The organism is Xanthomonas axonopodis pv. maculifoliigardeniae, assembly GCF_041519315.1.
Taxonomy (GTDB): domain Bacteria; phylum Pseudomonadota; class Gammaproteobacteria; order Xanthomonadales; family Xanthomonadaceae; genus Xanthomonas; species Xanthomonas euvesicatoria.
Window position 1 is genome coordinate 2,621,160 of sequence record NZ_CP167998.1, and the last position, 22,071, is coordinate 2,643,230.

At 65.2% G+C, this 22,071-nt stretch carries 23 protein-coding genes; 13 read left to right on the plus strand and 10 right to left on the minus strand.

The features are described 5' to 3' along the window. Positions 1 to 36 precede the first annotated feature (36 nt). The 3 genes from cysS to ACDH77_RS11445 all read left to right on the plus strand — a co-directional run bounded on the left by cysS (position 37) and on the right by ACDH77_RS11445 (position 3,411). Positions 37 to 1,461, plus strand: a complete 1,425-nt coding sequence (gene cysS / locus ACDH77_RS11435) for a cysteine--tRNA ligase (RefSeq protein WP_031423018.1) — start codon at positions 37 to 39, stop codon at positions 1,459 to 1,461. A gap of 265 nt (positions 1,462 to 1,726) precedes the next feature. Next, the gene (locus tag ACDH77_RS11440; protein ID WP_008573408.1) at positions 1,727 to 2,164 is read left to right on the plus strand and encodes a SufE family protein; all 438 of its coding nucleotides are present in this window, start codon (positions 1,727 to 1,729) and stop codon (positions 2,162 to 2,164) included. Further along, positions 2,161 to 3,411 (plus strand): MFS transporter, encoded by a 1,251-nt coding sequence (locus tag ACDH77_RS11445; RefSeq protein ID WP_008573410.1) that lies wholly within the window; start codon positions 2,161 to 2,163, stop codon positions 3,409 to 3,411. Before ACDH77_RS11440 ends, ACDH77_RS11445 begins: the two co-directional genes overlap by 4 nt. Positions 3,412 to 3,625: 214 nt before the next feature. Here ACDH77_RS11445 and dksA read toward each other — a convergent pair whose 3' ends face one another. After that, positions 3,626 to 3,988, minus strand: coding sequence for an RNA polymerase-binding protein DksA (gene dksA, locus ACDH77_RS11450; protein ID WP_223293187.1), 363 nt, complete (start codon positions 3,986 to 3,988; stop codon positions 3,626 to 3,628). A gap of 115 nt (positions 3,989 to 4,103) precedes the next feature. Here dksA and ACDH77_RS11455 point away from each other — a divergent pair, with 115 nt between their 5' ends. The 8 genes from ACDH77_RS11455 (at position 4,104) to eutC (ending at position 11,850) form a co-directional block, all read left to right on the plus strand. After that, positions 4,104 to 4,751 (plus strand): hypothetical protein, encoded by a 648-nt coding sequence (locus ACDH77_RS11455; protein WP_228728953.1) that lies wholly within the window; start codon positions 4,104 to 4,106, stop codon positions 4,749 to 4,751. Continuing rightward, positions 4,751 to 5,044, plus strand: coding sequence for a membrane protein insertion efficiency factor YidD (yidD, locus tag ACDH77_RS11460; protein ID WP_011347711.1), 294 nt, complete (start codon positions 4,751 to 4,753; stop codon positions 5,042 to 5,044). Before ACDH77_RS11455 ends, yidD begins: the two co-directional genes overlap by 1 nt. Further along, a complete protein-coding gene (locus tag ACDH77_RS11465; protein WP_008573418.1) occupies positions 5,041 to 6,390 on the plus strand; it encodes a dihydroorotase in 1,350 nt (449 codons plus the stop codon). Before yidD ends, ACDH77_RS11465 begins: the two co-directional genes overlap by 4 nt. Further along, positions 6,390 to 7,232: a M23 family metallopeptidase gene (locus ACDH77_RS11470; protein ID WP_057681910.1), complete on the plus strand. Its 843-nt coding sequence runs from the start codon at positions 6,390 to 6,392 to the stop codon at positions 7,230 to 7,232. The genes ACDH77_RS11465 and ACDH77_RS11470 overlap by 1 nt, the downstream gene beginning before the upstream one ends. 118 nt (positions 7,233 to 7,350) lie before the next feature. Next, complete coding sequence (locus ACDH77_RS11475; protein WP_046934839.1) at positions 7,351 to 7,851, plus strand: VOC family protein; 501 nt, start codon at positions 7,351 to 7,353, stop codon at positions 7,849 to 7,851. Between the two features lie 416 nt (positions 7,852 to 8,267). Beyond that, positions 8,268 to 9,632, plus strand: a complete 1,365-nt coding sequence (eat, locus tag ACDH77_RS11480; RefSeq protein ID WP_031423029.1) for an ethanolamine permease — start codon at positions 8,268 to 8,270, stop codon at positions 9,630 to 9,632. Then, on the plus strand, positions 9,629 to 11,038 hold the full coding sequence (locus ACDH77_RS11485; RefSeq protein WP_031423031.1) for an ethanolamine ammonia-lyase subunit EutB: 1,410 nt from the start codon (positions 9,629 to 9,631) through the stop codon (positions 11,036 to 11,038). The genes eat and ACDH77_RS11485 overlap by 4 nt, the downstream gene beginning before the upstream one ends. Then, positions 11,035 to 11,850, plus strand: a complete 816-nt coding sequence (gene eutC / locus ACDH77_RS11490; RefSeq protein WP_031423034.1) for an ethanolamine ammonia-lyase subunit EutC — start codon at positions 11,035 to 11,037, stop codon at positions 11,848 to 11,850. Before ACDH77_RS11485 ends, eutC begins: the two co-directional genes overlap by 4 nt. Before the next feature lie 54 nt (positions 11,851 to 11,904). Here eutC and ACDH77_RS11495 read toward each other — a convergent pair whose 3' ends face one another. From ACDH77_RS11495 to ACDH77_RS11505, 3 genes are all read right to left on the minus strand, one after another. Further along, on the minus strand, positions 11,905 to 12,195 hold the full coding sequence (locus ACDH77_RS11495) for a hypothetical protein (RefSeq protein WP_031423035.1): 291 nt from the start codon (positions 12,193 to 12,195) through the stop codon (positions 11,905 to 11,907). Positions 12,196 to 12,288: 93 nt separating this feature from the next. Continuing rightward, complete coding sequence (locus ACDH77_RS11500) at positions 12,289 to 13,170, minus strand: MBL fold metallo-hydrolase (RefSeq protein ID WP_031423037.1); 882 nt, start codon at positions 13,168 to 13,170, stop codon at positions 12,289 to 12,291. Positions 13,171 to 13,289: 119 nt separating this feature from the next. Further along, entirely contained in the window at positions 13,290 to 13,793 is a 504-nt protein-coding gene (locus ACDH77_RS11505) for a pyridoxamine 5'-phosphate oxidase family protein (RefSeq protein WP_031423038.1), read from the minus strand. Positions 13,794 to 14,255: 462 nt separating this feature from the next. On the opposite strand from ACDH77_RS11505, the gene ACDH77_RS11510 reads away from it, so the two are divergent. After that, positions 14,256 to 15,395: a putative acyl-CoA thioester hydrolase gene (locus ACDH77_RS11510; RefSeq protein WP_031423040.1), complete on the plus strand. Its 1,140-nt coding sequence runs from the start codon at positions 14,256 to 14,258 to the stop codon at positions 15,393 to 15,395. A 329-nt stretch (positions 15,396 to 15,724) separates the two neighbouring features. Here ACDH77_RS11510 and ACDH77_RS11515 read toward each other — a convergent pair whose 3' ends face one another. The 6 genes from ACDH77_RS11515 to efp form a co-directional block, all read right to left on the minus strand. After that, positions 15,725 to 16,414 carry a phytoene synthase gene (locus ACDH77_RS11515; RefSeq protein WP_014090355.1) on the minus strand — a complete coding sequence of 230 codons (690 nt, stop codon included), beginning with the start codon at positions 16,412 to 16,414 and terminating at the stop codon, positions 15,725 to 15,727. A 28-nt stretch (positions 16,415 to 16,442) separates the two neighbouring features. Then, positions 16,443 to 17,135 (minus strand): phosphoglycolate phosphatase, encoded by a 693-nt coding sequence (locus tag ACDH77_RS11520; RefSeq protein ID WP_031423041.1) that lies wholly within the window; start codon positions 17,133 to 17,135, stop codon positions 16,443 to 16,445. An 85-nt stretch (positions 17,136 to 17,220) separates the two neighbouring features. Continuing rightward, positions 17,221 to 17,940 (minus strand): bifunctional 2-polyprenyl-6-hydroxyphenol methylase/3-demethylubiquinol 3-O-methyltransferase UbiG, encoded by a 720-nt coding sequence (gene ubiG, locus ACDH77_RS11525; protein ID WP_011347726.1) that lies wholly within the window; start codon positions 17,938 to 17,940, stop codon positions 17,221 to 17,223. Positions 17,941 to 17,969: 29 nt separating this feature from the next. Beyond that, entirely contained in the window at positions 17,970 to 19,307 is a 1,338-nt protein-coding gene (locus ACDH77_RS11530) for a TRZ/ATZ family hydrolase (RefSeq protein WP_031423044.1), read from the minus strand. Positions 19,308 to 19,324: 17 nt separating this feature from the next. Beyond that, positions 19,325 to 20,116 carry a hypothetical protein gene (locus ACDH77_RS11535; RefSeq protein WP_031423045.1) on the minus strand — a complete coding sequence of 264 codons (792 nt, stop codon included), beginning with the start codon at positions 20,114 to 20,116 and terminating at the stop codon, positions 19,325 to 19,327. A gap of 194 nt (positions 20,117 to 20,310) precedes the next feature. Further along, positions 20,311 to 20,877, minus strand: coding sequence for an elongation factor P (gene efp, locus ACDH77_RS11540; RefSeq protein WP_007962665.1), 567 nt, complete (start codon positions 20,875 to 20,877; stop codon positions 20,311 to 20,313). Positions 20,878 to 20,979: 102 nt separating this feature from the next. Here efp and epmB point away from each other — a divergent pair, with 102 nt between their 5' ends. Further along, a complete protein-coding gene (gene epmB, locus ACDH77_RS11545; RefSeq protein WP_011347729.1) occupies positions 20,980 to 22,008 on the plus strand; it encodes an EF-P beta-lysylation protein EpmB in 1,029 nt (342 codons plus the stop codon). Positions 22,009 to 22,071 lie beyond the last annotated feature (63 nt).

The window sequence follows — 22,071 nt, forward strand, 5'->3', positions numbered from 1 at the left end:
GGCTAGAATCGCGCGATTGCCCTTTTTCGGATGCCGATGAGCCTGCGCCTGCACAACAACCTGACGCGGCGGGTCGAGCCGTTTGCGCCGCTCGATCCGTCCAGCCCCACCCTGTACGTCTGCGGTCCCACCGTCTACAACTACGCGCATATCGGCAACGCTCGCGGCCCGGTGGTCTTCGATGTGCTTGCCGCGTTGCTGCGCCGACGCTACGGCGCGCTGCGCTACGCGCGCAACATCACCGACGTGGACGACAAGATCAACGCCGCCGCGCAGGCGCAGGGCGTGCCGATTTCGACGATCACCGACCGCTTCGCGGCGATCTACCGGCAGGACATGGCGGCGCTTGGCGTGGTTCCACCGGACATCGAACCGGAGGCCACCGCGCACATCCCGCAGATCGTGGCGATGATCGAGCAGCTGATCGCCAATGGGCATGCCTATGCCGCAGAAGGCCACGTGCTGTTTTCGGTCTCCAGCTTCGAGGACTACGGCAAGCTCTCGCGGCGCGACCCGGACGAAATGTTGGCCGGCGCACGCGTGGACGTGGCGCCATACAAGCGCGACCCCGGCGACTTCGTGCTGTGGAAACCCTCCAGCGACGACCTGCCCGGCTGGCCATCGCCCTGGGGCCGCGGCCGGCCGGGTTGGCATATCGAATGCTCGGCGATGGCCGCCGCCCATCTGGGGCCGACCATCGACATCCACGCCGGCGGTGTGGACCTGCAGTTCCCGCATCACGAAAACGAGATTGCGCAGAGCGAGTGCGCGCATGGCGGTGCCACCTTTGCGCGCTTCTGGCTGCACAACGGCATGCTCAATTTCAGCGGCGCGAAGATGAGCAAGTCGCTGGGCAATATCGAAACCGTGCACGAGCTCATCGCCAGGCATCCGCCCGAAGCGCTGCGCTATGCGCTGTTGAGCGCGCACTACCGTCAGCCGCTGGACTGGTCGGATGGGTTGATCGAGCAGGCCAAGAACACGCTGGACCGCCTGTATGGAACGTTGCGGGATCTGGCTGCGCTGGAAGCGGAAAGCGGCAGCGATCTGGCGGTATCCATGACGATTCCCGCCGAGGTGGAGTCCGCTCTGGATGACGATCTCAACACGCCGCTGGCCTTGTCCGTCATGGCAAGCATCGCCTCCGATGCGCGTGCATTGCGCAGCGACCTGATGCAAAGCGGCCAAGCATCGGCGCGCATGATCGAGCTGCATGCGGCGCGCGCCAAGTTGCTCGGTGCCGGAATGGCACTGGGGTTGCTGCAACAAGACCCGGCTGCATGGTTCTCGCGCGGCACCGACGCCGGCGACGATGCACGCATCACCGCATTGGTGGAAGAACGCAGCGCGGCGAAGAAAGCCAAGGATTTCGCCCGCGCCGACGCCATCCGCAAGCAACTTGCCGAAGAGGGTATCGTGCTGGAAGACACGCCGCAGGGCGTGCGTTGGAAGCGTGCTTGATCCTTCTCACGTCTTCCTGCGGGAGAAAGTGCCCCCGCAGGCGGATGAGGGTGCGCTGCGGCGACAATCAACCGTCGGTCATGGCAAACGCGTCGCCACGCGCCAGCCAGAAAGAATGACCGACGGCCCTCGCAGGCTGCCCCGCCCTGGCACCTGGTGAAAGATGCAGTGGCCACAGCGCTCCAAGGCCAGGTGCCAGTGGCGCACACCGTGCCTTCTCGCCCCGCGGGAGAGGGACTTGATCGAATTGATTCTGGATTTTTAGATGACCACCTCCCCCTTCCCGCTTGAACCGACTGCTACCGAGGCGCAGGCCGCCATTGCCGAGGAATTTTCCTTCTTTGGCGACTGGTCCGAGCGCTACCAGTACCTGATCGACCTTGGCCGCAAGTTGCCCGCCTTCCCGGAACAGTGGAAAACCGAAGAGCACCGCCTGCACGGCTGCCAATCGATGGTCTGGATCGTGCCGGAGGGCAACGCCGAGCGGCTGGATTTCCATGCCGTCAGCGATTCGGCCATTGTCTCCGGGCTGATCTACCTTGCGCTGCGCGTGTATTCAGGGCGTAGCGCGCAAGAGATCCTGGCTACCGAGCCTGACTACATCGCCGGGATCGGCCTGGCCAAGCATCTGTCGCCGACCCGCAGCAACGGCGTGGCAGCGATGCTGGCCTTCATCCGCGATACCGCGCGCGCGCAGCAGTGAGCACGCCCGCCCCATCGCCCGCCGATTCGCTGCGGACGCTGCTCGCCCATCCAGGCTTCGGCCTGGTGCTGCTGTACCGCGTGGCGGCGATGCTGTCCTACCAGATCGTCGCGGTGACAGTCGGTTGGCATATTTACGAAATGACCGGCAACCCGCTCTCGTTGGGGCTGATCGGCCTGGCGGAAATCCTGCCGTTCTTCTGCATCGCCCCCTTTGCCGGCTACCTGGTCGATCACCTGCCGCGCCGCCGGCTGGGCATGGTCGCCGTGCTGGGCTTGGTCGCAACCGCGCTGTTGCTGTTGGCGATCACGCAAGGCTGGCTGCCGGTCAAAGGCGTGTGGCCCATCTATGCCGCCATCTCGCTCACCGGCGCGGCGCGCTCTTTCTTGTCGCCGGTCTACAACGCCTTGTTCGCACGGGCGCTGCCGCGCGACGCATTCGCACGCGGCGCCAGCATCGGCAGCGTCACCTTCCAGGCCGGCATGGTGATCGGCCCGGCGCTGGGCGGCGTGCTGGTCGGCTGGGGCGGCAAGGGCCTGGCCTACGGGGTCGCCGCCAGCGTGGCGATGCTGGCGATCCTGGCGTTGGCTTTGTTACGTGTCAGCGAGCCGGTCAGCGCCGGCCCGCGTGCGCCGATCTTCCGCAGCATCGCCGAAGGCGCGCAGTTCGTACTGTCCAACCAGATCATGCTGGGCGCCATGGCGCTGGACATGTTCTCGGTCCTGCTTGGCGGCGCGGTGTCGATGTTGCCGGCCTTCATCCACGACATCCTGCACTACGGCCCGGAAGGCCTGGGCATCCTGCGCGGTGCGCCGGCGCTGGGTTCGATCGTGGTTGGCGTGTGGCTGGCGCGGCACCCGCTGCAGCGCAATGCCGGACGCGTGCTGCTGCTGTCGGTGGCCGGCTTCGGGCTCTGCACCATCGCCTTCGGACTGTCGCGCCATTTCTGGCTGTCCGCGGCGATCCTGCTGGTGTACGGCATGTGCGATGGCGTCTCGGTGGTGGTGCGCCAGACCATCCTGCAGTTGGCCACCCCCGATGCCATGCGTGGCCGGGTGTCTTCGATCAACGGCATCTTCATCGGCTCGTCCAACGAGTTGGGCGCGTTCTACGACGGCGTCATGGCGCGCCTGGTCGGCCTGGTGCCGGCGGTGGTCATCGGCGGCTGCGTCACCCTGGGCGTGGTGGCCACCACCGCCTGGAAGGCGCCGCGCCTGCGCAAGCTGGACCTGCGCGATCTGCAGTGAGCGGCGCGATCGCGTGATTGCCGGTGCCCACTGCGCCGCTGTGGTGGCAAGGGGCTCGTGTTGCGGACCGCGCTCACGTGCCGCATGCAGCTGCGTGCGGCGGCGTCTCGCCAATGGGCGCTGCCTGACTCTCGGCCAGGCGCCAATACAACGAATCAGGCGACCATAAAAAACCCCGCACATGGCGGGGTCTTTCGGTGAGCCAGGCGGACGATCAGTCGCCCTGCTGCTTCTGCAAGTGCTCCCAACGCTCCTGGGCATCGATGGTGCGCTCGGCAGTCAGACGCGCTTCCAGGCGGTCCAGGCCAATCTCTTCACCGGTGTCCACGCAGTAGCCGTAGTCACCGTCTTCCAGACGCTTGAGCGTGCTATCGATCTTGGAAATCAGCTTGCGGGCGCGATCACGGGCACGCAGTTCCAGCGAGTTTTCGGTCTCGCGGGTGGCACGTTCGGCTTCGTCGCCGATGTCGCGTACTTCTTCGCGCAGGTTTTCGATGGTCTGCTTGGATTCCTCCACCATCTCGTTGCGCCAGCTCTGCAGACGCTGGCGGAAATATTCCTGCTGCAACTTGTTCATGTACTCCTCGTCCGCGGAAGGCTTGTAGCCCTGCGGCAGGATCGGGCGACCGGTTGCTTCGTCGGTCTTGTACTCGACGACCTTGTACTTGGTCTTGGGAGCCGCGCTGGACGGCTTGGACGTCACGGCCACGGCCACCTTGCCGACCGGACGGGTCGCAGCAGGCTTGGCGGGGGCTTCGGTTTTAGTTGGCGTTTTTGCGGAAGATTTCGAAACGGGCACGGGATTCTTAGATGACGGGGTCGCAGGCTTTGCCGGCTTCGCAGGGACGGCCTTGGGGACCGGTGCGGGCGCGGGCTTTTCAGCCTTGACCGGGACTGACTTGGCCGGAGCCGGCTTGGTGGCCGGCTTCGGTACGGACTTGGACGCCACCGGCTTGGCAGCCGGTTTGGCGGCAGCCGGAGCTGCCTTTTTCGCCGCCGGCTTGGCAGCACTCTTGGCGACGGGTTTCACTGACTTGGGGGCTGCGGACGCGGTGGTCTTGGAAGCCGGCGCCGGCTTGGCAGCGGCCTTCTTAGCAGGTGCCTTCTTCGCGGGTGCCTTATTGGCAGCCGGCTGCTTGGTCGGCGGTTTTGCGGCCGGTTTCGCAGCAGCGGACGTCGCTGCCTTTTTCGCAACGGGTTTGGCGGACTTCTTGGCGGCCTCTACGGCCTTTTTTGCAGGTTTTTTAGCAGCCACGAAACGCTCATCCTTGGTTCCCCCGGGGCCCGGGAAAGCGGGCCTTTATAACGTACCCCGCGGACCCCCGGCAACCACCTATTAATGCAAGTGGCATATCATTGGCAAGTGATCTCACGCCTGCTCATCGCGCTGCTACGCGTCTACAAGCTCGTCATCAGCCCCCTGCTCGGGCCGCGTTGCCGTTTTGCACCAAGCTGCTCGGACTACGCGATGACCGCCATCGGCCGCTTCGGCCCGCTGCGCGGCAGTTGGCTTGCCGCGCGCAGGCTCGGCCGCTGTCATCCCTTCCATCCGGGCGGATTCGATCCGGTGCCCGATGCACCCGCCTCGCCCTCCCCGTCTTCTTCCTGCAGCTGCAAAGGACCCCATCCATGAGCCGAACCGTCATCGTCAATGCCCGCCTGGTCAACGAAGGCAAGGAGTTCGACGCCGATCTCCTGATCGAGGGCGGCCGCATCGCCAAGATCGACAGCAAGATCGCCCCTGCCCCTGGTGATACCGTCGTGGATGCCGCCGGACGCTGGGTGCTGCCAGGCATGATCGACGACCAGGTGCACTTCCGCGAACCTGGCCTGACCCACAAGGGCGACATCGCGACCGAATCCGGCGCCGCGGTGGCTGGTGGCCTGACCAGCTTCATGGACATGCCCAACACCAATCCGCCGACCCTGGATGCCGCCGCACTGCAGGCCAAGTACGACGCCGCTGCCGGGCGCGCCTGGGCCAACTACGGCTTCTACATGGGTGCCAGCAACGACAACCTGGCCCACATCCAGTCGCTGGACCCCAAGACTGCACCGGGCATCAAGGTGTTCATGGGCGCCTCCACCGGCAACATGCTGGTCGATAACCCGGAAACGCTGGACGCCATCTTCCGCGACGCACCCACGCCGATCATCACCCACTGCGAAGACACCCCGACCATCGACGCGACGATGGCGCAGTACAAGGAAAAGTATGGCGATGCGCTGACACCGGAGATGCACCCGGACATCCGTTCGCGTCAGGCCTGCCTGAAGTCCTCGCAGCTGGCGGTCTCGCTGGCGCGCAAGCACAACACCCGCCTGCACGTGCTGCACATTTCCACCGCCGACGAGCTGGCGCTGTTCGAAGCCGGCCCGCTGGTCGATGCCGATGGCAAGCTGCGCAAGCGCATTACCGCCGAGACCTGCATCCACTTTCTGCGCTTCGATCGCAGCGATTACGCACGACTGGGCAACCTGATCAAGTGCAACCCCGCGATCAAGGACGCCGAAGATCGTCTGGCGCTCATCGATGCGCTGGCCGAAGATGTCATCGACGTGCTCGCCACCGACCACGCCCCGCACACCTGGGAAGAAAAGCAAAAGCCCTATGCGCAGGCGCCCTCGGGCCTGCCGCTGGTGCAGTACGCGCTGGTCGCGGCACTGGAGCTGGTGCACGAAGGCAAGTTGCCGATCACCCGTATCGTGCAGAAGTTCGCGCATGCGCCGGCCCAGTTGTTCGATGTGCAAGAGCGTGGCTTCCTGCGCGAAGGCTATTTCGCCGACCTGGTGATGATCGACAACACCCCGTTTACCGTGAAGCGCGAGCAGGTGTTGTCCAAGTGCGGCTGGTCGCCATTCGAGGGCACCACCTTCCGTTCGCGCATCGCTGCGACGTGGGTCAACGGCCAGCAGGTGTGGGATGGCGAACAGCTGGTGGGCAGCGCTGCCGGCCAGCGCCTGACCTTCGACCGCTGATGCGCGCAGCCCTGTTTGGTGCCTGGTTGATCCTGGCGCCGGTCGCGCTGGTTGCAGGTCGCGCCCAAGCGCAGGGTGCGGCCGCCGCAACTGATGTCGTATTTCCGCAAAGCGCGTCGCAAGGCGCGCTGGTGATCGGCAAGGTGCCGGCAGGCAGCAAGGTGCAATATGCCGGCCGCAACTTGCGTGTGAGCGGTTATGGAAGCGTCGTGTTCGGGATCGGCCGTGATGCGACCGGGCCCTTGCAGGTGCAGATCACCCAACCCGATGGCAGCACGCGCACCGTGAGCATCGCAGTAACGCCGCGCGACTGGCCGGTGGAACGCGTCAATGGCGTGCCGCCGAAGACGGTCAACCCGCCGGCCGAGATTGCCGCGCGCATCAAACGCGAACAGGCGCAGGTCACGGCGGCGCGCGACCGCGATGACGCACGCACCGATTTCGCCCAACCCTTCATCTGGCCGGTGCAGGGACGTATCAGCGGCCGCTTCGGCAATGCACGCGTGTACAACGGCCAGCCGGGCGCCGGCCATTCGGGCATGGACATCGCCGTGCCCACCGGCACCCCGGTGAAGGCACCGGCTGCCGGCGTGGTGACGTTCGCGGCGCCGGACCTGTATCTCACCGGCGGCACGGTGCTGCTGGATCACGGCTTCGGGGTGAGCTCGAATTTCCTGCACTTGTCGCGTATCGACGTGAAGGTGGGCGACCGGGTCGAGCAAGGCCAGGTGATTGCGGCGGTTGGTGCCACCGGGCGTGCCACCGGGCCGCATCTGCATTGGGGAATGAACTGGTTCGACATCCGCATCGATCCGTTGCTGGTGCTTGAGCGGACGAAGTAGAGCGTTCGAAAGATCGCCTTTTTGACGTGCGGTGGCATTGAAGACGCTGTTCTACGCTTCCTAGAAGAGCCTGCTTGGCCAGCCCGGTCTTCTGCTGACTCGAGTTTCCCTCACACAAATTATCGCGTCCCGGACGTACTGGAACGGAGCCGCAACAGTGGATAGCAATGCAGGCGTGGCCAACGTTGATCACATCGGGTTTGCCGTTTCATCTCTTGACGAGGCGATCCGGTTCTGGACCGAGGCCCTGGGGTTTACGCTCGAACGACAGGCACAGATGGGCGGCGATTTCCTGCATCAGGTCACCGGCGTGGATGATCCGAGCGTGCGAACGGCAATCGTGAAGGCTCCGGACGGATTCATCGTCGAGTTGCTGCAATATTCCAAAGGCCGTCGGAATGGGCAGTCGCCGGACAGCGCGGGTGCGATCGGGGCCGCCCATCTGGCGCTGACCGTCCGGGACATCCATGCGGCCATTTGCCGTGTCGAGGCGGCCGGATGGAAGGCGAAGGGCAAGCCGCTGCCGATTCCGGGAGGTCCGAGAACAGGAACGCTCACCGCCTACGTGTCCGGTCCCGACCATATTTCCATCGAGTTCATGCAGCCTGCTGGACCGTGACAGAACCGGCGCGCCCCGACTACCGGCGCAGTCGTCAGCGGGATGACACCGAATGGTCGCATCCCCGCCCCGTTGATGGACCATGATCCCGATCCGCCTTAGCGTGCGGCTGCAGAGTCATTCTGCGATGACCCCACTATTTGATGCATCGCGACCACTGGATCAGGCCCCCTCAATTTAACAACGGGCCACACCCTGCGACGCCAGAAGAAAAACGCAACCCACGATCATTGCGCCGGAACGCTACACACCCGGTCGGCGGCGACCTACCCGTCGTGCTTGTGTTCGCCAGCGGGCTTTGCGGTATAACCGAAACGACCGTCGTGCGTCGCTGCAGGTGGACGCTTGGGCTGCCGACGGTCGGTCCGTCGCTTCGGCGTCGGGCGTGCTTCATCTCCCCTCCCCGACTGCAGGAGATGTGCGACATGCGCAACGAGCACCTCAAACCGACCCTGGGTACCTGGCAGTTGTGGGGCATCGCAGTGGGGCTGGTGATTTCAGGCGAGTATTTCGGCTGGAGTTACGGCTGGGGCACCGCCGGTACGCTCGGCTTTCTGGTGACCACGCTGCTGGTCGCAGTGATGTACACCTGTTTCATCTTCAGCTTCACCGAATTGACCACCGCCATTCCCAATGCGGGCGGGCCCTTCGCCTACAGCCTGCGCGCGTTCGGGACCTATGGCGGCATGCTGGCAGGCCTGGCCACGTTGATCGAATTCGTCTTCGCGCCGCCGGCTATCGCGATGGCGATCGGCGCGTATCTGAACGTGCAGTACCCCACGCTCGATCCGCGTCTTGCAGCGGTTGGCGCCTACCTGGTCTTCATGAGCTTGAACATTGTCGGCGTGGCGATTGCAGCCACCTTCGAGCTGATCGTGACCTTGCTGGCGGTGATCGAACTGCTGGTGTTCATGGGTGTGGTGGCGCCGGGTTTCAGCGTGGCGCGCTTTGCCGCCAACGGCTGGGCCGGCAGCGACGGCTTCGGGCCGGCGGCCATTTCCGGAATCTTCGCCGCGATCCCGTTTGCGATCTGGTTCTTTCTGGCGATCGAAGGCGCGGCGATGGCGGCCGAAGAAGCCAAAGACCCCAGGCGCACGATTCCGCGCGCCTACATCGCCGGCATTCTCACCCTGGTGGTGTTGGCGCTGGGCGTGATGGTGTTTGCCGGCGGCGTCGGCGACTGGCGCCAGCTTTCCAACATCAACGATCCGCTGCCGCAGGCGATGAAGGCCGTGGTCGGCAACAGTTCCACCTGGTTGCACATGTTGGTGTGGATCGGCTTGTTCGGGTTGGTAGCGAGTTTCCACGGCATCATCCTGGGCTATTCGCGTCAGTTCTTTGCGCTGGCGCGTGCCGGTTTCCTGCCACATGGGCTGGCCAGGCTCTCGCGTTTTCGCACGCCGCATCGCGCCATCCTGGCTGGCGGCGTCATCGGCATTGCTGCTATCTGCAGCGACAGCGTGGTCAAGATCCAGGGCATGTCGTTGACCGCAGCGATGATCACCATGTCGGTGTTCGGCGCGATCGTGATGTATGTGATGAGCATGCTCAGCCTGTTCAGGCTGCGTCGCGCCGAACCGGGATTGGAGCGTAGTTTCCGCGCACCGGGGTACCCGGTGGTGCCGGCCATTGCGCTGCTGCTGGCGCTGGTGTGCCTGGTGGCGATGGTGTGGTTCAACCCGATTGTGGCGTTGATCTTCCTGGGCCTGCTGTTGTTCGGCGCGGCGTGTTGCGTCCTGAGCCTGCGCACGCAACACACGCCTGTGGCCAGCGCCGGATGAGCGGCTTTGCCTTCACCGCAGGCGGCGAACGCTTTCAGTTTGCCGATCTGAAGCAGCTGCTGGCCAAGGCGACGCCTGCGCGCTCCGGCGACCAGCTGGCCGGTCTTGCCGCCGACTCCGGTCTGCAGCGCGTGGCCGCACAGATGGCGCTGGCCGATCTGCCGCTACGGCACTTCCTCGACGAAGCAGTGGTGCCGTATGAAGCAGACGAAGTCACCCGGCTGATCATCGACCAGCACGATGCCGCTGCATTTGCCGCCGTGGCGCATCTCACCGTGGGCGGCTTTCGCGATTGGCTGCTGAGTGCGCAGGCCGACGAAGCTGCATTGACCGCGTTGGCACCCGGCCTGACGCCGGAAATGGTGGCCGCGGTGTCCAAATTGATGCGGGTGCAGGACCTGATCCTGGTGGCGCAGAAAACCCGGGTCGTCACCCGCTTTCGCAACACGCTGGGGTTGCGCGGACGCCTGTCGACGCGCCTGCAGCCCAACCACCCCACCGATGATGCAACCGGCATCGCCGCCAGCGTGCTCGACGGCTTGTTGTACGGCAACGGCGATGCGGTGATCGGCATCAACCCGGCCAGCGACAGCCTGGCCGCAACCACGGCCCTGTTGCGCATGCTCGATGCGGTGATCAGTGGGTATCAGATTCCCACGCAATCGTGCGTGCTTGCGCACATCACCACCACCATCGAAGCGATCGGCCGCGGCGTGCCGGTGGATCTGGTGTTTCAGTCCATCGCCGGCACCGAGGCGGCCAATGCCAGCTTCGGCATCAACCTGGCCTTGCTGCAGGAAGGGTATGAAGCGGGCCTGTCGTTGCGGCGCGGCAACGTCGGCGACAACGTGATGTACTTCGAAACCGGCCAGGGCAGCGCGTTGTCGGCCAATGCGCACCACGGCGTGGATCAGCAGACCTGCGAGGTGCGCGCCTATGCGGTAGCGCGCCACTACAAACCGCTGCTGGTAAACACCGTGGTGGGCTTCATCGGGCCGGAATATCTCTACGACGGCAAGCAGATCGTCCGCGCCGGGCTGGAGGATCACTTCTGCGGCAAGTTGCTCGGCGTGCCGATGGGCTGTGACATCTGCTACACCAACCATGCCGAAGCCGATCAGGACGACATGGACGTGTTGCTCACCCTGCTCGGTACTGCCGGCATCAACTTCATCATGGGCATCCCCGGCTCGGACGATGTGATGTTGAACTACCAGACCACCTCGTTTCACGATGCGCTGTATGCGCGCCAGGCACTCGGCCTGCGCGCCGCACCCGAGTTCGAACGGTGGCTGGAGCAGCACGACATCCTGCGGCTGCGCGATGGCCGCTTCGAGCTCGGCAGCGAGGTACCGGCGCCATTTCGGCGTGCATTGGCACAGGCCAGCGGTAGAGCGGCGCCATGAGCGCACCCTCCACACCACCCCGCGATGCCTGGGCGCACCTGCGCCAACTGACGCCCGCGCGCATTGCGCTGGGCCGGGTGGGGACCAGCCTGCCTACGGACGCGCACCTGGAGTTCCAGCTGGCGCACGCGCAGGCACGCGATGCGGTGCATCTGGCATTCGACCCGGCACCGCTGCAGGCCGCGCTGGAGCAACGCGGGCGCAGCAGCATCCTGCTGCAGAGCGCTGCGGCCGATCGTCATCAGTATCTGCGACGTCCCGATCTGGGACGGCGCCTGGCCGAAGATGCCGCCGCCCAGCTACGCGGCCTCACGGCCGTGCATGGCGGCGGACAGGATGTTGCGGTGGTCATCGCCGATGGGCTGTCTGCGCTGGCCGTGCATCGGCATGCCGCGCGCATGCTCGACCAGATCGATGCACTGGCATCGCAGGAAGGCTGGTCGCTCGCGCCGGCGGTGCTGGTGGCGCAAGGGCGCGTGGCGATCGGCGATGAGGTCGGCGAACTGCTCAACGCACGCGCCGTGATCGTGCTGATCGGCGAAAGGCCGGGCCTGAGCTCGCCCGACAGCCTGGGCCTATATCTCACCTACACGCCCCGCGTCGGGCTCACCGATGCAGCGCGCAACTGCATTTCCAACATTCGCGCCGAAGGGCTGAGTTACGCCGAGGCGAGCCACAAATTGGCGTATCTGCTGCGCGAGGCATTTCGCCGCAGACTCTCTGGCGTGCAGTTGAAAGACGAAGCCGAACAACCTGCGTCGCTGGCAGGGCCTGCCGACATCGCGCCGCGCACGTTCTTGCTGCCTGACTGAACTGCGCGGCGTGTGCTGACCAGGAGTCACACCGCGCAATTCGCAATCAATCCATCACTTCAATGCCCCATCCTGCGTGTTGCTGGCGGCATAGGTGCTGGTCTGCAGTTCATTGTCATGCGGATGACGTAAGGCGTTGCGTACATCATCGGGAAGCTTGTCGACATCCAGCATCACCTTTCCCGAGTGCACATCACGCACCACCGAGGCAGGCAGCACGAAGTCGCCGCCATTTTCGATATTGATGACCAGTTCGTCCCCATCGTTGCGGATGTCGCGGACGGCACCGACGCCGATTTCGCCATCGCGTAGAAATACCATCTGGCCAATTTCGATCTGCTGCATGTTCAATCTCCTGGAATGGCGTCATCACGCAAGCGCGCTGTGCCGGTGGCAGATCATCGCGCTGCGGTGCGTTGGCGCGTGGTGAAGTGCGGATCACTGCGGCGTGGGTGCGTGCAGCAAGGCGCCGCTCGGCAGGCGGGCCGGCTGCCCGGCAATACGCTCGAACTCGCTCACATCGTGCGAACAGAACACCTCCACCTCACCTGCATGCTGTTGCCGTAGAACGCGCAGGCGCTGCTGGTTGCTCAAGCGCGCGGCGCGGTCCTTCTCCAGCATCCATTGATACGCGCGCAGCCCTGGCGTGCAGTAAGGCGCGTCCGGATCCATTTCGCGATGGAAGAAATATGCATCGCCTGCCAGCAGCAGCCATCGTGCCGGCGTGTGCACCGCAACCGCGGCATGACCCAGCGTGTGCCCGGGAAGCGGCACCATCAGCAGCTCTGGCGGTAATCCATGCAGGTCGCGCACGCACTCCAGCCCCATCCAGCGCTCGCCTGCTGCACCGTCGTAGGTGCGCCACTGCCCGCGCGTAGACCACTGTTGCGGACGAAAGCGTTGGCGATCCATCCAGGTGCGCTGTGCCAGTGCGGCATCGCGTTCGCTCGTCATCAGGTGCACGCGCGCATGCGGAAAGTCGTCCAGCCCGCCGGCGTGGTCGAAATCCAGATGGGTCAGCACGATGTGCCGCACATCGCGCGGGTCCAGCCCCAGCCGTTGTATCTGCCGGATTGCGGTCATCTCCTCGCGCAAATCCGGCTTGACCAGGGCCAGAAAAAACCGACTCACGCGCGCACGTGGCTCGGCCACATCGCGCAGGCCGAAACCGGTATCGATCAGTACCAACCCGGCGCTGGTTTCCACCAACAAGCAATGGCAACACAGATGGCCGCGATCCAGGACGCCTGGCGTACGTCCGTCCATGAGATGGCCGCCCAGCGGACAGGTGGAGATGCAGTTGAGGTGATGCACGCGCATCGGCACGCTCCGCTTGGCGGGCCAGCGTGGCAATGCGACCGTCGCACAGCGGTGAGCGGAGCAAATCGCGCAACCAGTGCGCACACGCCACCTTGACGGTGGCGCGTGCGCCCCAGATTTCAGCGCAGCGGAACGTCCGCCACCTTGTCCTGATAATCCTTCTTCGGGTCGACGCCCAACAACACCTTGATCCCTGCCAGCAGGCTCGACTCGTTGAGCCAGATCTGCGCATGGTCGGCGTCTAGGCGCAGCAGCGCCAAGTTCGGATCGGTCTTGCCGCCTTCGTACCACGCAGCGACATATGGATTCCACAACCGGTCGACCATGGCCGGGTCGGTGTCTTCGCGCAGCGAGCCGCTGATGCTGGCGAACAAATCGTGGCCCTTGCTGCTGAAGGCGCCGATGACGCGGCGGCCCTGCCCCAGCATGGTGATCAACGCGTTGTCCTTGGATGTAAAGAACCAGATCGGTCCACCGCTATCGCCTTCGATCTGTGCGGTCATCGGACGCGCATGACCGTCTTCGACACCGTCCAGGCCCAGCATCACGGTGCGATCGGATTTGAGCGCCTTCCAGAATTTTTCCTGCAACTCTTTGGTGTCTGCCATTTCGATTCCTGACATGCGCGTGTACGCGGGTGAGTCAGTCTGAAAGGCCCTGCGCCCACGGCATGTGAGGACGCATCTCGAATCGCCGTCATTGTGCAACCGCAATATGGTCCGCGTGCGCACATGGCCTGTAGCGCCAGTACCGGCCCGCAAAGCGTGACCGATTCGCAGTTCCGGCACATTGGCCGATACGTCATCAGCCGAAAAACGAACACGGCAGTAGGATCGGCCGGCCGCTGGTGCGGCACGAACGAGAACCGCGCATGGCAACGACCGTCGTTGCACCTGCGCTGCATTGCTTCCGAATCCTGAAGCGGCCGGACACCTGTTGCGATCGTTTATCAGGCGAGCGCGCACCGGCGTCGTCGTCGCTCCTGGCTTGCCGGCATCTGCAGCGTATTGCGCATACGTCCCCTTCTGAGAGAGCGCCACCACATGTCTGCAACGCACATCCGTTCGACCTGTCTCGCTGCCGCAGTGCTGAGCCTTGTTAGCGCCACTGCGCTGGCATTGACCGGCACTGCCACACGGCCGCAACTCACCAGCAGCGAAGCGAGCAGTTATACGATCGCCAAAGCCTTGGCCAAAGCCGGGCCGATCAGCGCATTGGTGACCGATAACTGGAACCCCACCGCAGGTGTCGCCCTACTCAGTGCCGATTACGCAGTGGCGGCCGACGGCTCAACACGCTACCGCACCGTGCAATCTGCCATCGACGCTGCCGTGGCTGCCGGCGGCACCACACGTCGCTATATCAGCATCAAGGCGGGCACTTACACCGAGCTGGTCTGCGTGCCGAACAATGCGCCACCGCTGACGCTGTTCGGGCTGGGCACAAATACCGGCGACACCGTCATCCGCTTCAACAATGCCAACCCCACTCCCAAGCCAGCCGGCACCGCAAGCCACCCGTGTGCGAGCAATGCGTCGGCGACCACGGTTGGCACCTCCAACAGCGCGACGTTCACGGTGCGCGCGGCGAATTTCGAGGCGCGCCACCTGCGCGTGGACAACAACTATGTGGAAGGCACCTACACCGACAACAATCAATCGGCGGTGGCGCTGGCTGTGCGTGGCGACAAGGCCAACTTCCAGGATGTCCTGGTGACCGGCAACCAGGACACCTTGTTGATCAGCGCGACCAGCGCGTCCAATGTGATCCGGGCGTATTTCAAGAACAGCACCATCGAAGGCGATGTCGATTTCATCTTCGGCTCCGGCGTCGGTGTTTTCGATGGCGCCACCATCCGTTCCACCGGCGCACGCCTGGGCAGCAGCCGCGGCGGCTATATTTTTGCGCCCAGCACGCGTCCTGGCAGCAGCTACGGATTTCTGGCGATCAACAGCAGCTTTACCGGTGTCTCCGGCTCCCCGGACAACAACACCTATCTTGGACGTGCGTGGGACGAGAGCGTCGGCAGCCTGAGTTCTTACGTCAACGGCACTTCGCCCAACGGCCAGGTGACGGTACGTGACTCGACCCTGGGCAGCCATATCCGCAAGACCGCGCCATGGAATGCATCAACGGTCGGCCGCCCGTATTGCAGCAGCAACTGCACCAATTCGGCCAACCGTTTCTACGAATACAACAATAGCGGTCCCGGCGCGGCCAATTGAGTCGATGCTTCGCCGCAACTGCGCCGCAAGCCGGGCATTGCCCGTGCTTGCGGCCTCGCGCGACGAGCTGGAATTCCTGCCAGGATCCCTGCGTGTGCGTGGCGTCGCGCGGCACTCGATCGTATCGGCCGCGACAACGGCAGCGCACCGGCTGCCGATAAGAGGGCGTGCGAACGCCTGACTGCGTCGCAAGGCCTACGCACGATTGGCGCTGTCATTACCTTAGCGCCGTGCTGCCAATTGCCCCGCTCCGCACACGACAGACTGGGCCGCCGCGCCCGTCACGCCACACACGCGCATGCTGCACGCAGCTGACCTACCGGCGCCGCTTAATCGGTGCCGCTGGCGGCACGCCAGCTATGCCAGAGCTGTTGCATCGGCGGCGGGTACGCAGGTTTGCCCGCCAGCTCGCGCTGCAAGCGCAGCCGTGCCAGACGCGACCACACCCGGTGCGGCCGCGCCAACGCGACCTTGCGCGGCCAGGCCTGCAACAGCTGCGTGCGCCAGGCGGACGTGGCAACGCCACCGGGCGCTGCGCCGTCGCCGGCCACGCGTTGGCGTGCATCCAGCCATTGCACCGCCACCGCAGTGGCATCGCCAGGCCGTGCCCGTGCGAACAGCACCGCTTCCACCGCAATCACCGCCTCGGCGAACGTACGCAGTGCCCCTAGCGCGTGCTGCAGCGATTGTGGCTGGACGCGCGCGGCCTGCATGGCCGGCAAGGTGTCGGCCAGCTGTGACCACGGCGCACGCACCGGTTCAAGCACGCGCCCCAACGGATGGCGCGAGCGCTGGCTGGACCAGTCACGCAGCTCCTGCTGCCACCACGCCAGCTTGGCATCGGCCGGCAACGGGTCGCCGGCGATATTCATGATGTCTTCCCATTCCTGCAGCAACGCGAACCAGGCAACTGCCAGACGGCGTTGCGGCTCGGGCACGAACGGTTCGGCAACCGACCATTCCGGCCAGCGGGTGGCCCACTTGTCGAGAAAACTGTCGAGCGCGCTGGATTGGCTCATGGCGGGTCCGGAAAAATACGAAGAAAGATCAGATCTGCGGCCACGTTGCCGCATTCCAAAGTGCCTGCGGCCGCTCGACCAGCACATCGGCCTGCCAGTGCGTCGGGTCGTCGTCGTCCAGACGATAGCCCCACAACGCCGCGACCGACGCCATCGCCGCCGCGCGCGCAGCCACGATGTCGCGCTCATCGTCGCCCACATACACGCATTGCGCAGGTGCAACGCCGATGCGTTGGGCGGCGACCACCAGCGGCAACGGATGCGGCTTGCGCTCGGCCAGCGTGTCGCCACCGATCAGCACCGCGCAGCGCTGCTCCCAGCCCAACTGCGGCAGGATCAGGCGTGCCAGATATTCGGGCTTGTTGGTGACGATACCCCACACGCAGCCGGCATCCTCCAGCCGCGCCAGCATCTGTTCGATGCCATCGAACAGCTGCGATTGCGTGCCGATCAGGCCTTCGTAGCGCTGCAGGAATTCCGGCACCAGCGCCGCGCACGCCGCGGCATCGAGCTCGGCAAAGGCCACGCCGAGCATCGCACGCGCACCTTTGGAAACCACCGGGCGAAGCGAAGCCAATGCAACTGGCGCACGCCCACGCGCATCCAGCATCCCGTTGACTGTCGCGAGCATGTCCGGCGCGCTGTCCAGCAAGGTGCCATCCAGATCGAACAACGCCGCACGCGGGAAACTCACCACAGCGCCACGGGCATGCAACTGCATGCACTCCACCGGAAACGAGAAAATCTCAAACCCTCAGCCAACCGCCTTTGCGATTCCCGATTCCCGATTCCCGAATCCCCGCCCATCACGGCTTCACCGCATACGCCAGGTAATTCACCTCGGTACGCGAGGACAGGCGGGCGCGATTGCGCCACGGCTCGTACAGCATGCCGCTGACGTCTTCAAGCTGCAACCCGGCGTTGCGCAGCCACGCCGCAAGCTCGGCCGGCTTGATGAAATCCTTGTAGTGGTGCGTGCCCTTGGGCAGCAGACGCGCGATGTATTCGGCGCCCACCACCGCCAACGCGAACGCGGCAGGGGTGCGATTGAGCGTGGACAGGAACAGCTTGCCGCCCGGCTTGAGCAGGCTGGCGCAGGCACGGATGATCGCGGTCGGATCCGGCACGTGTTCGAGCATTTCCATGCAGGTCACCGTATCGAAGCTGCCCGGCTGTTCGGCGGCCAGGTCTTCCACCGATTGCACGCGATAGTCGACCTGCACGCCCGATTCCAGGCTGTGCAGACGCGCCACCTTCACCAGTTCCGGCGCCAGGTCGATCGCAGTCACCTGCGCGCCCAGACGTGCCATCGATTCGCTGAGCAAACCGCCACCGCAGCCGACATCGAGCACGCGCGCACCGGCAAGTTCCAGCCGCGTGGACACATACTCCAGACGCACTGGATTGAGCGCATGCAGCGGCTTCTGCGGGCCGTCGGCATCCCACCAGCGGTTGGCCAGTGCGGCGAATTTATCCAGCTCGCTCTGATGGAAATTGCTGGATTTGGCGTGCGTATTCGAATTCATGCGGGGCTCCGTGATGCGGTGACGCGCGCTCAGGCGCGGACGGTGCGGATGCGTTCGCGCCACTGCCGCGCATTGGCGAGAAGGGCGGCGGTATCCATGTCGATGAGCTCGCGCTGCACCAGTTTGGGCTTTCCGGCGATCCACACATCGGTGACATGATGGCGGCCAGCCGCGTAGATCAGCTGCGACAGCACATGATGCAGCGGCTGGGTTTCCAGTGCAGACAGGTCCACGCAGACCAGGTCGGCCTGCTTGCCGACCTCGATCGAGCCGATCCTGTCGCCGAAGCCCAAGGCACGCGCGCCGCCTAACGTGGCCGCACGCAAGGTGGTCGCGGCGTCCAGCGCGGTCGCATCGTTGGCCACGGCCTTGGCCAGAATGGCGGCGGTACGGTTTTCGCTGAACATGTCCAGGTCGTTGTTGCTGGCGCAGCCGTCGGTGCCGATGGCCAGATTCACGCCCGCACGCTGCAGCGCGCATGCCGGGCAAAAGCCCGAAGCGAGCTTGAGATTGGATTCGGGGCAATGCACCACGCTGACGCCGCGCTCGGCGCACAGATGGATTTCCGCATCGGTGAGCTGGGTCATGTGCACCGCGATCAGGCGGTCGTTGACCAGGCCCAGGCGATCCAGCCGCGCCAGCGGGCGCTGGCCGTACTGCTTGATCGAATCGGCCACTTCCTGCGCGGTTTCGTGCGTATGCAGATGCACCGGGATGTCGAGCTGGTCGGCCAGCATGCGTACGCGTTCGAAGTTGGCATCGTTCACGGTATACGGCGCATGCGGCGCGAACGCGGTGCTGATCAACGGATCGTCGCGCCATTGGTCGTGCAGCTCGCCGGCACGCGCGAAGTATTCGTCGTCCGACGATGCCCATGCGGTCGGGAAATCGATGATCACCGCGCCCACCAGCGCACGGAAACCGTGCTGCTTGTAGACGGCCGCCTGCACATCGGCGAAGAAGTAGTTTTCGTTAACGCAGGTCGTACCACCGCGCAGCATTTCGGCGATTGCCAGCGTGGTGCCATCAGCCACGAATTCCGGTCCGATCACCGCCGCCTCCACCGGCCAGATGTGCTGCTGCAACCACACCATCAGCGGCAGGTCGTCGGCGACGCCGCGCAGCAGCGTCATCGGATTATGCGTATGCGCATTGACCAGGCCCGGGATCAACGCCGCATCGGGCCGCGACACGGTCTGCTTGGGCGCAAAACGCGTGCGTGCTTCGGCAGCCGGCAGCACGGCAACGATGACGCCGTGACTGACCGCGACCGCGTGGTCTTCCAGCACCACCGCATGCGGTTCGATCGGCACGACGTAGCCGGCCTCGATCAGCAGGTCGCAGGGTTCGGGCGGAGCGTTGGTCATGAGTGGATCCATTGAAGTTAGTTGCCGAACGGCCAGGAGTCGTCGGAGCGTGACACAGGCGCATACCGCGTGCCGTCGTAGCGCAGCACCTGGCGCTGGCGGTGCGTGCGCTCGATGTCGTCTGCATCCTCGACGGTGGTGGAAGTCACCAGGTTGGCAGTGACTGCGATGTCGGCATAGCCCGTGTGGACCGGCGCGTCCATCGACAGGGTGAGCGTGCCGCGTTCGGTCACCACACCCGTCGCGCCCCAGTTGCACGGTTCGCCTTTTACCCGCCGCCAGACAGTGAGATCCCGCTGCAGCACCGGGCGCAACCGGCGCTGTTCGCGCACCAGCAAGGTCAATGCATCGTTGCTGTCGAAATCCGGACAACTGGGCCCGCGCGCAACGCTGTGCACCACCACGCCAACCGCACGCACGCCCTGCGCCAGGTCATAGCGTGCGGTATCCAGGCGCAGACTGTCGGCAGCAAGTTCGAAGCCGGCATCTTCGCCCATGTCCTGCGTGTACAAGGCAACGACCTGGGCAGTACGGGCATCGAGCATGGCAACGCGCAACTCAAGGTTGCGTTCGCCTGCCTCGGTGGTGGCATCGCTGGCGAACGCAATGGCCGCCAGTCGTATCGATGGGTCGTACGGCCACGGCTTGCAGGTCTGTGCCACGGCATGGTCGACCGGCACCGCCCCTGCGGCGCCGGACACCGCACCAGCTGCCACCGCCGCCACGCTTTGCGCGTCGCAGGCAGTGGCGGCGGCGGTTTGCGCAAGCACCGGACACGCCGCCAGCAGGCCGCTCAGCCCGGCCAGCAACGCGACGCACGCGGCCGTCAGGTGCGAGCCAATGGCGCACGGGACCGGCAGTGCACGCGTGGCCCATGCAGATTCCAGACACCGGCCGCCCAAGCCTGGCAACGGCGCAGTCGTTTCTTCGGCTGCTCCTGGCGTCGTCAGGACACTGGCGCTGCGTACTGCTCGACCGGACCGGCGTCCCAAGCGCATCTGGATTACTTGACGCGCGCCGAGTATTCGCCCGAACGGGTATCGACCTTGATGATCTCGTCCTGGTTGACGAACAGCGGCACGCGCACCACCGCGCCGGTTTCCAGCGTGGCCGGCTTGCCGCCGCCGCCGGAGGTGTCGCCGCGCACGCCCGGATCGGTCTCGGTGATCTTCAGCTCGACGAAGTTCGGCGGCTGCACCCAGATCGGGGTGCCGTTCCACAAGGTCACGATGCAGTCTTCCTCGCCCTTGAGCCACTTGTCGGCGCCGCCCATGCCGGCCTTGTCGGTCTGCACCTGCTCGAAGGTTTCCGGGTCCATGAAGTGCCAGTACTCGCCATCGCTGTAGAGGTAGCGCATGTCGGTATCGACCACGTCGGCCACTTCCACATCGTCGGTCGCCTTCATGGTCATTTCGACCACGCGACCGGACTTGATGAAGCGGTACTTCATGCGGGTGAAGGCCTGGCCCTTGCCCGGCTTGACGTATTCGGTCTCGGTGATGACCGCCGGCTCGTTGTTGACCAGGATCTTCATGCCGTTCTTGACGTCGTTCATGCCAACAGTGGCCATGGTGCAGCTCCTCGATAAGACCACGACCCGCCACGCGGTAGCAGGTCGGATTAGAATGGGGCGCCCGCCGCAACCGGCGGGCATTTGGTTTTGTGACCGCACATGATAACCGCAGCCCCCCTCGCCTTACAGCCATCCCCGCCCCCCGCCCTGCAGCCAGCGCGCTGGCAACAGCAGTGGCGCGACGCCGTGCGCGACCCGCGCGTGCTGCTGCAGCTGCTGGGCCTGGATGCGCAAGCGGCGGCAATCAGCGCTGCCGCCGCCGCCCAGTTTCCACTGCGGGTGCCGCGCGCCTTCGTGGCGCGCATGCGCCATGGCGACCTGCACGACCCGCTGCTGCGCCAGGTGCTGCCGCTGGATGCGGAAATGCAGCCGGTGCCGGGCTTCGGCCTGGATGCGGTGGGCGATGCCGCCGCCCGGACCGCTGCCGGGGTGATCCAGAAATACCGCGGCCGCGCCCTGCTGATCGCCACCGGCAGCTGCGCGGTGCACTGCCGCTACTGCTTCCGCCGCCACTTTCCGTATGCCGAAGAGACCGCTGCGCGCGATGGCTGGCGTGAGGCGGTGACCGCGATCGCCGCCGACCCCGGCATCGAGGAAGTGCTGCTTTCCGGCGGCGACCCGCTCTCGTTGGCCACACCCAAGCTGGTCGAACTCACCGACGCCCTGGCGGCCATCCCGCATCTCAAGCGCCTGCGCATCCACAGCCGCCTGCCGATCGTGCTGCCGGAGCGCGTGGATGCGCCACTGCAGGCCTGGCTGCGCAGCCTGCCGTGGCCGGTGGCGTTCGTACTGCATGCCAACCATGCCAACGAATTCGACCCCGCGGTAGACGCCGCCGTGCAGGGGCTGCGCGACACCGGCGCACACTTGCTCAACCAGGCCGTGCTGTTGCGTGGCGTCAACGACAGCGTGGATGCGCTGGCGGCGCTGAGCGAGCGCAGCTTTGCCGCCGGCGTGCTGCCCTACTACCTGCATCAGCTCGATCGGGTCGCCGGGGTGGCGCATTTCGAAGTGGACGATGCGCGCGCGCGCGCGCTGCATGCCGAGCTGGCTGCCCGCCTGTCCGGCTACCTGGTCCCGCGGCTGGTGCGTGAAATCCCCGGCGATACCGGCAAGCGGCCGCTGTAACCGCCCGGACCTCAGCGCAACCGGTCGTAGGAGCGCACCCGGGCGCGATGGAGCCTTATCCAG

Bases quoted from the DNA above. Each gene is read 5' to 3' on its own strand.
- cysS (WP_031423018.1), top strand. From the start codon at position 37: ATGAGCCTGCGCCTGCACAACAACCTGACGCGGCGGGTCGAGCCGTTT.
- ACDH77_RS11440 (WP_008573408.1), top strand. From the start codon at position 1,727: ATGACCACCTCCCCCTTCCCGCTTGAACCGACTGCTACCGAGGCGCAG.
- dksA (WP_223293187.1), bottom strand. From the start codon at position 3,988: ATGAACAAGTTGCAGCAGGAATATTTCCGCCAGCGTCTGCAGAGCTGG.
- yidD (WP_011347711.1), top strand. From the start codon at position 4,751: ATGCAAGTGGCATATCATTGGCAAGTGATCTCACGCCTGCTCATCGCG.
- ACDH77_RS11465 (WP_008573418.1), top strand. From the start codon at position 5,041: ATGAGCCGAACCGTCATCGTCAATGCCCGCCTGGTCAACGAAGGCAAG.
- ACDH77_RS11470 (WP_057681910.1), top strand. From the start codon at position 6,390: ATGCGCGCAGCCCTGTTTGGTGCCTGGTTGATCCTGGCGCCGGTCGCG.
- eat (WP_031423029.1), top strand. From the start codon at position 8,268: ATGTGCGACATGCGCAACGAGCACCTCAAACCGACCCTGGGTACCTGG.
- ACDH77_RS11485 (WP_031423031.1), top strand. From the start codon at position 9,629: ATGAGCGGCTTTGCCTTCACCGCAGGCGGCGAACGCTTTCAGTTTGCC.
- eutC (WP_031423034.1), top strand. From the start codon at position 11,035: ATGAGCGCACCCTCCACACCACCCCGCGATGCCTGGGCGCACCTGCGC.
- ACDH77_RS11495 (WP_031423035.1), bottom strand. From the start codon at position 12,195: ATGCAGCAGATCGAAATTGGCCAGATGGTATTTCTACGCGATGGCGAA.
- ACDH77_RS11500 (WP_031423037.1), bottom strand. From the start codon at position 13,170: ATGCGCGTGCATCACCTCAACTGCATCTCCACCTGTCCGCTGGGCGGC.
- ACDH77_RS11505 (WP_031423038.1), bottom strand. From the start codon at position 13,793: ATGTCAGGAATCGAAATGGCAGACACCAAAGAGTTGCAGGAAAAATTC.
- ACDH77_RS11515 (WP_014090355.1), bottom strand. From the start codon at position 16,414: ATGAGCCAATCCAGCGCGCTCGACAGTTTTCTCGACAAGTGGGCCACC.
- ACDH77_RS11520 (WP_031423041.1), bottom strand. From the start codon at position 17,135: ATGCAGTTGCATGCCCGTGGCGCTGTGGTGAGTTTCCCGCGTGCGGCG.
- ubiG (WP_011347726.1), bottom strand. From the start codon at position 17,940: ATGAATTCGAATACGCACGCCAAATCCAGCAATTTCCATCAGAGCGAG.
- ACDH77_RS11530 (WP_031423044.1), bottom strand. From the start codon at position 19,307: ATGACCAACGCTCCGCCCGAACCCTGCGACCTGCTGATCGAGGCCGGC.
- efp (WP_007962665.1), bottom strand. From the start codon at position 20,877: ATGGCCACTGTTGGCATGAACGACGTCAAGAACGGCATGAAGATCCTG.
- epmB (WP_011347729.1), top strand. From the start codon at position 20,980: ATGATAACCGCAGCCCCCCTCGCCTTACAGCCATCCCCGCCCCCCGCC.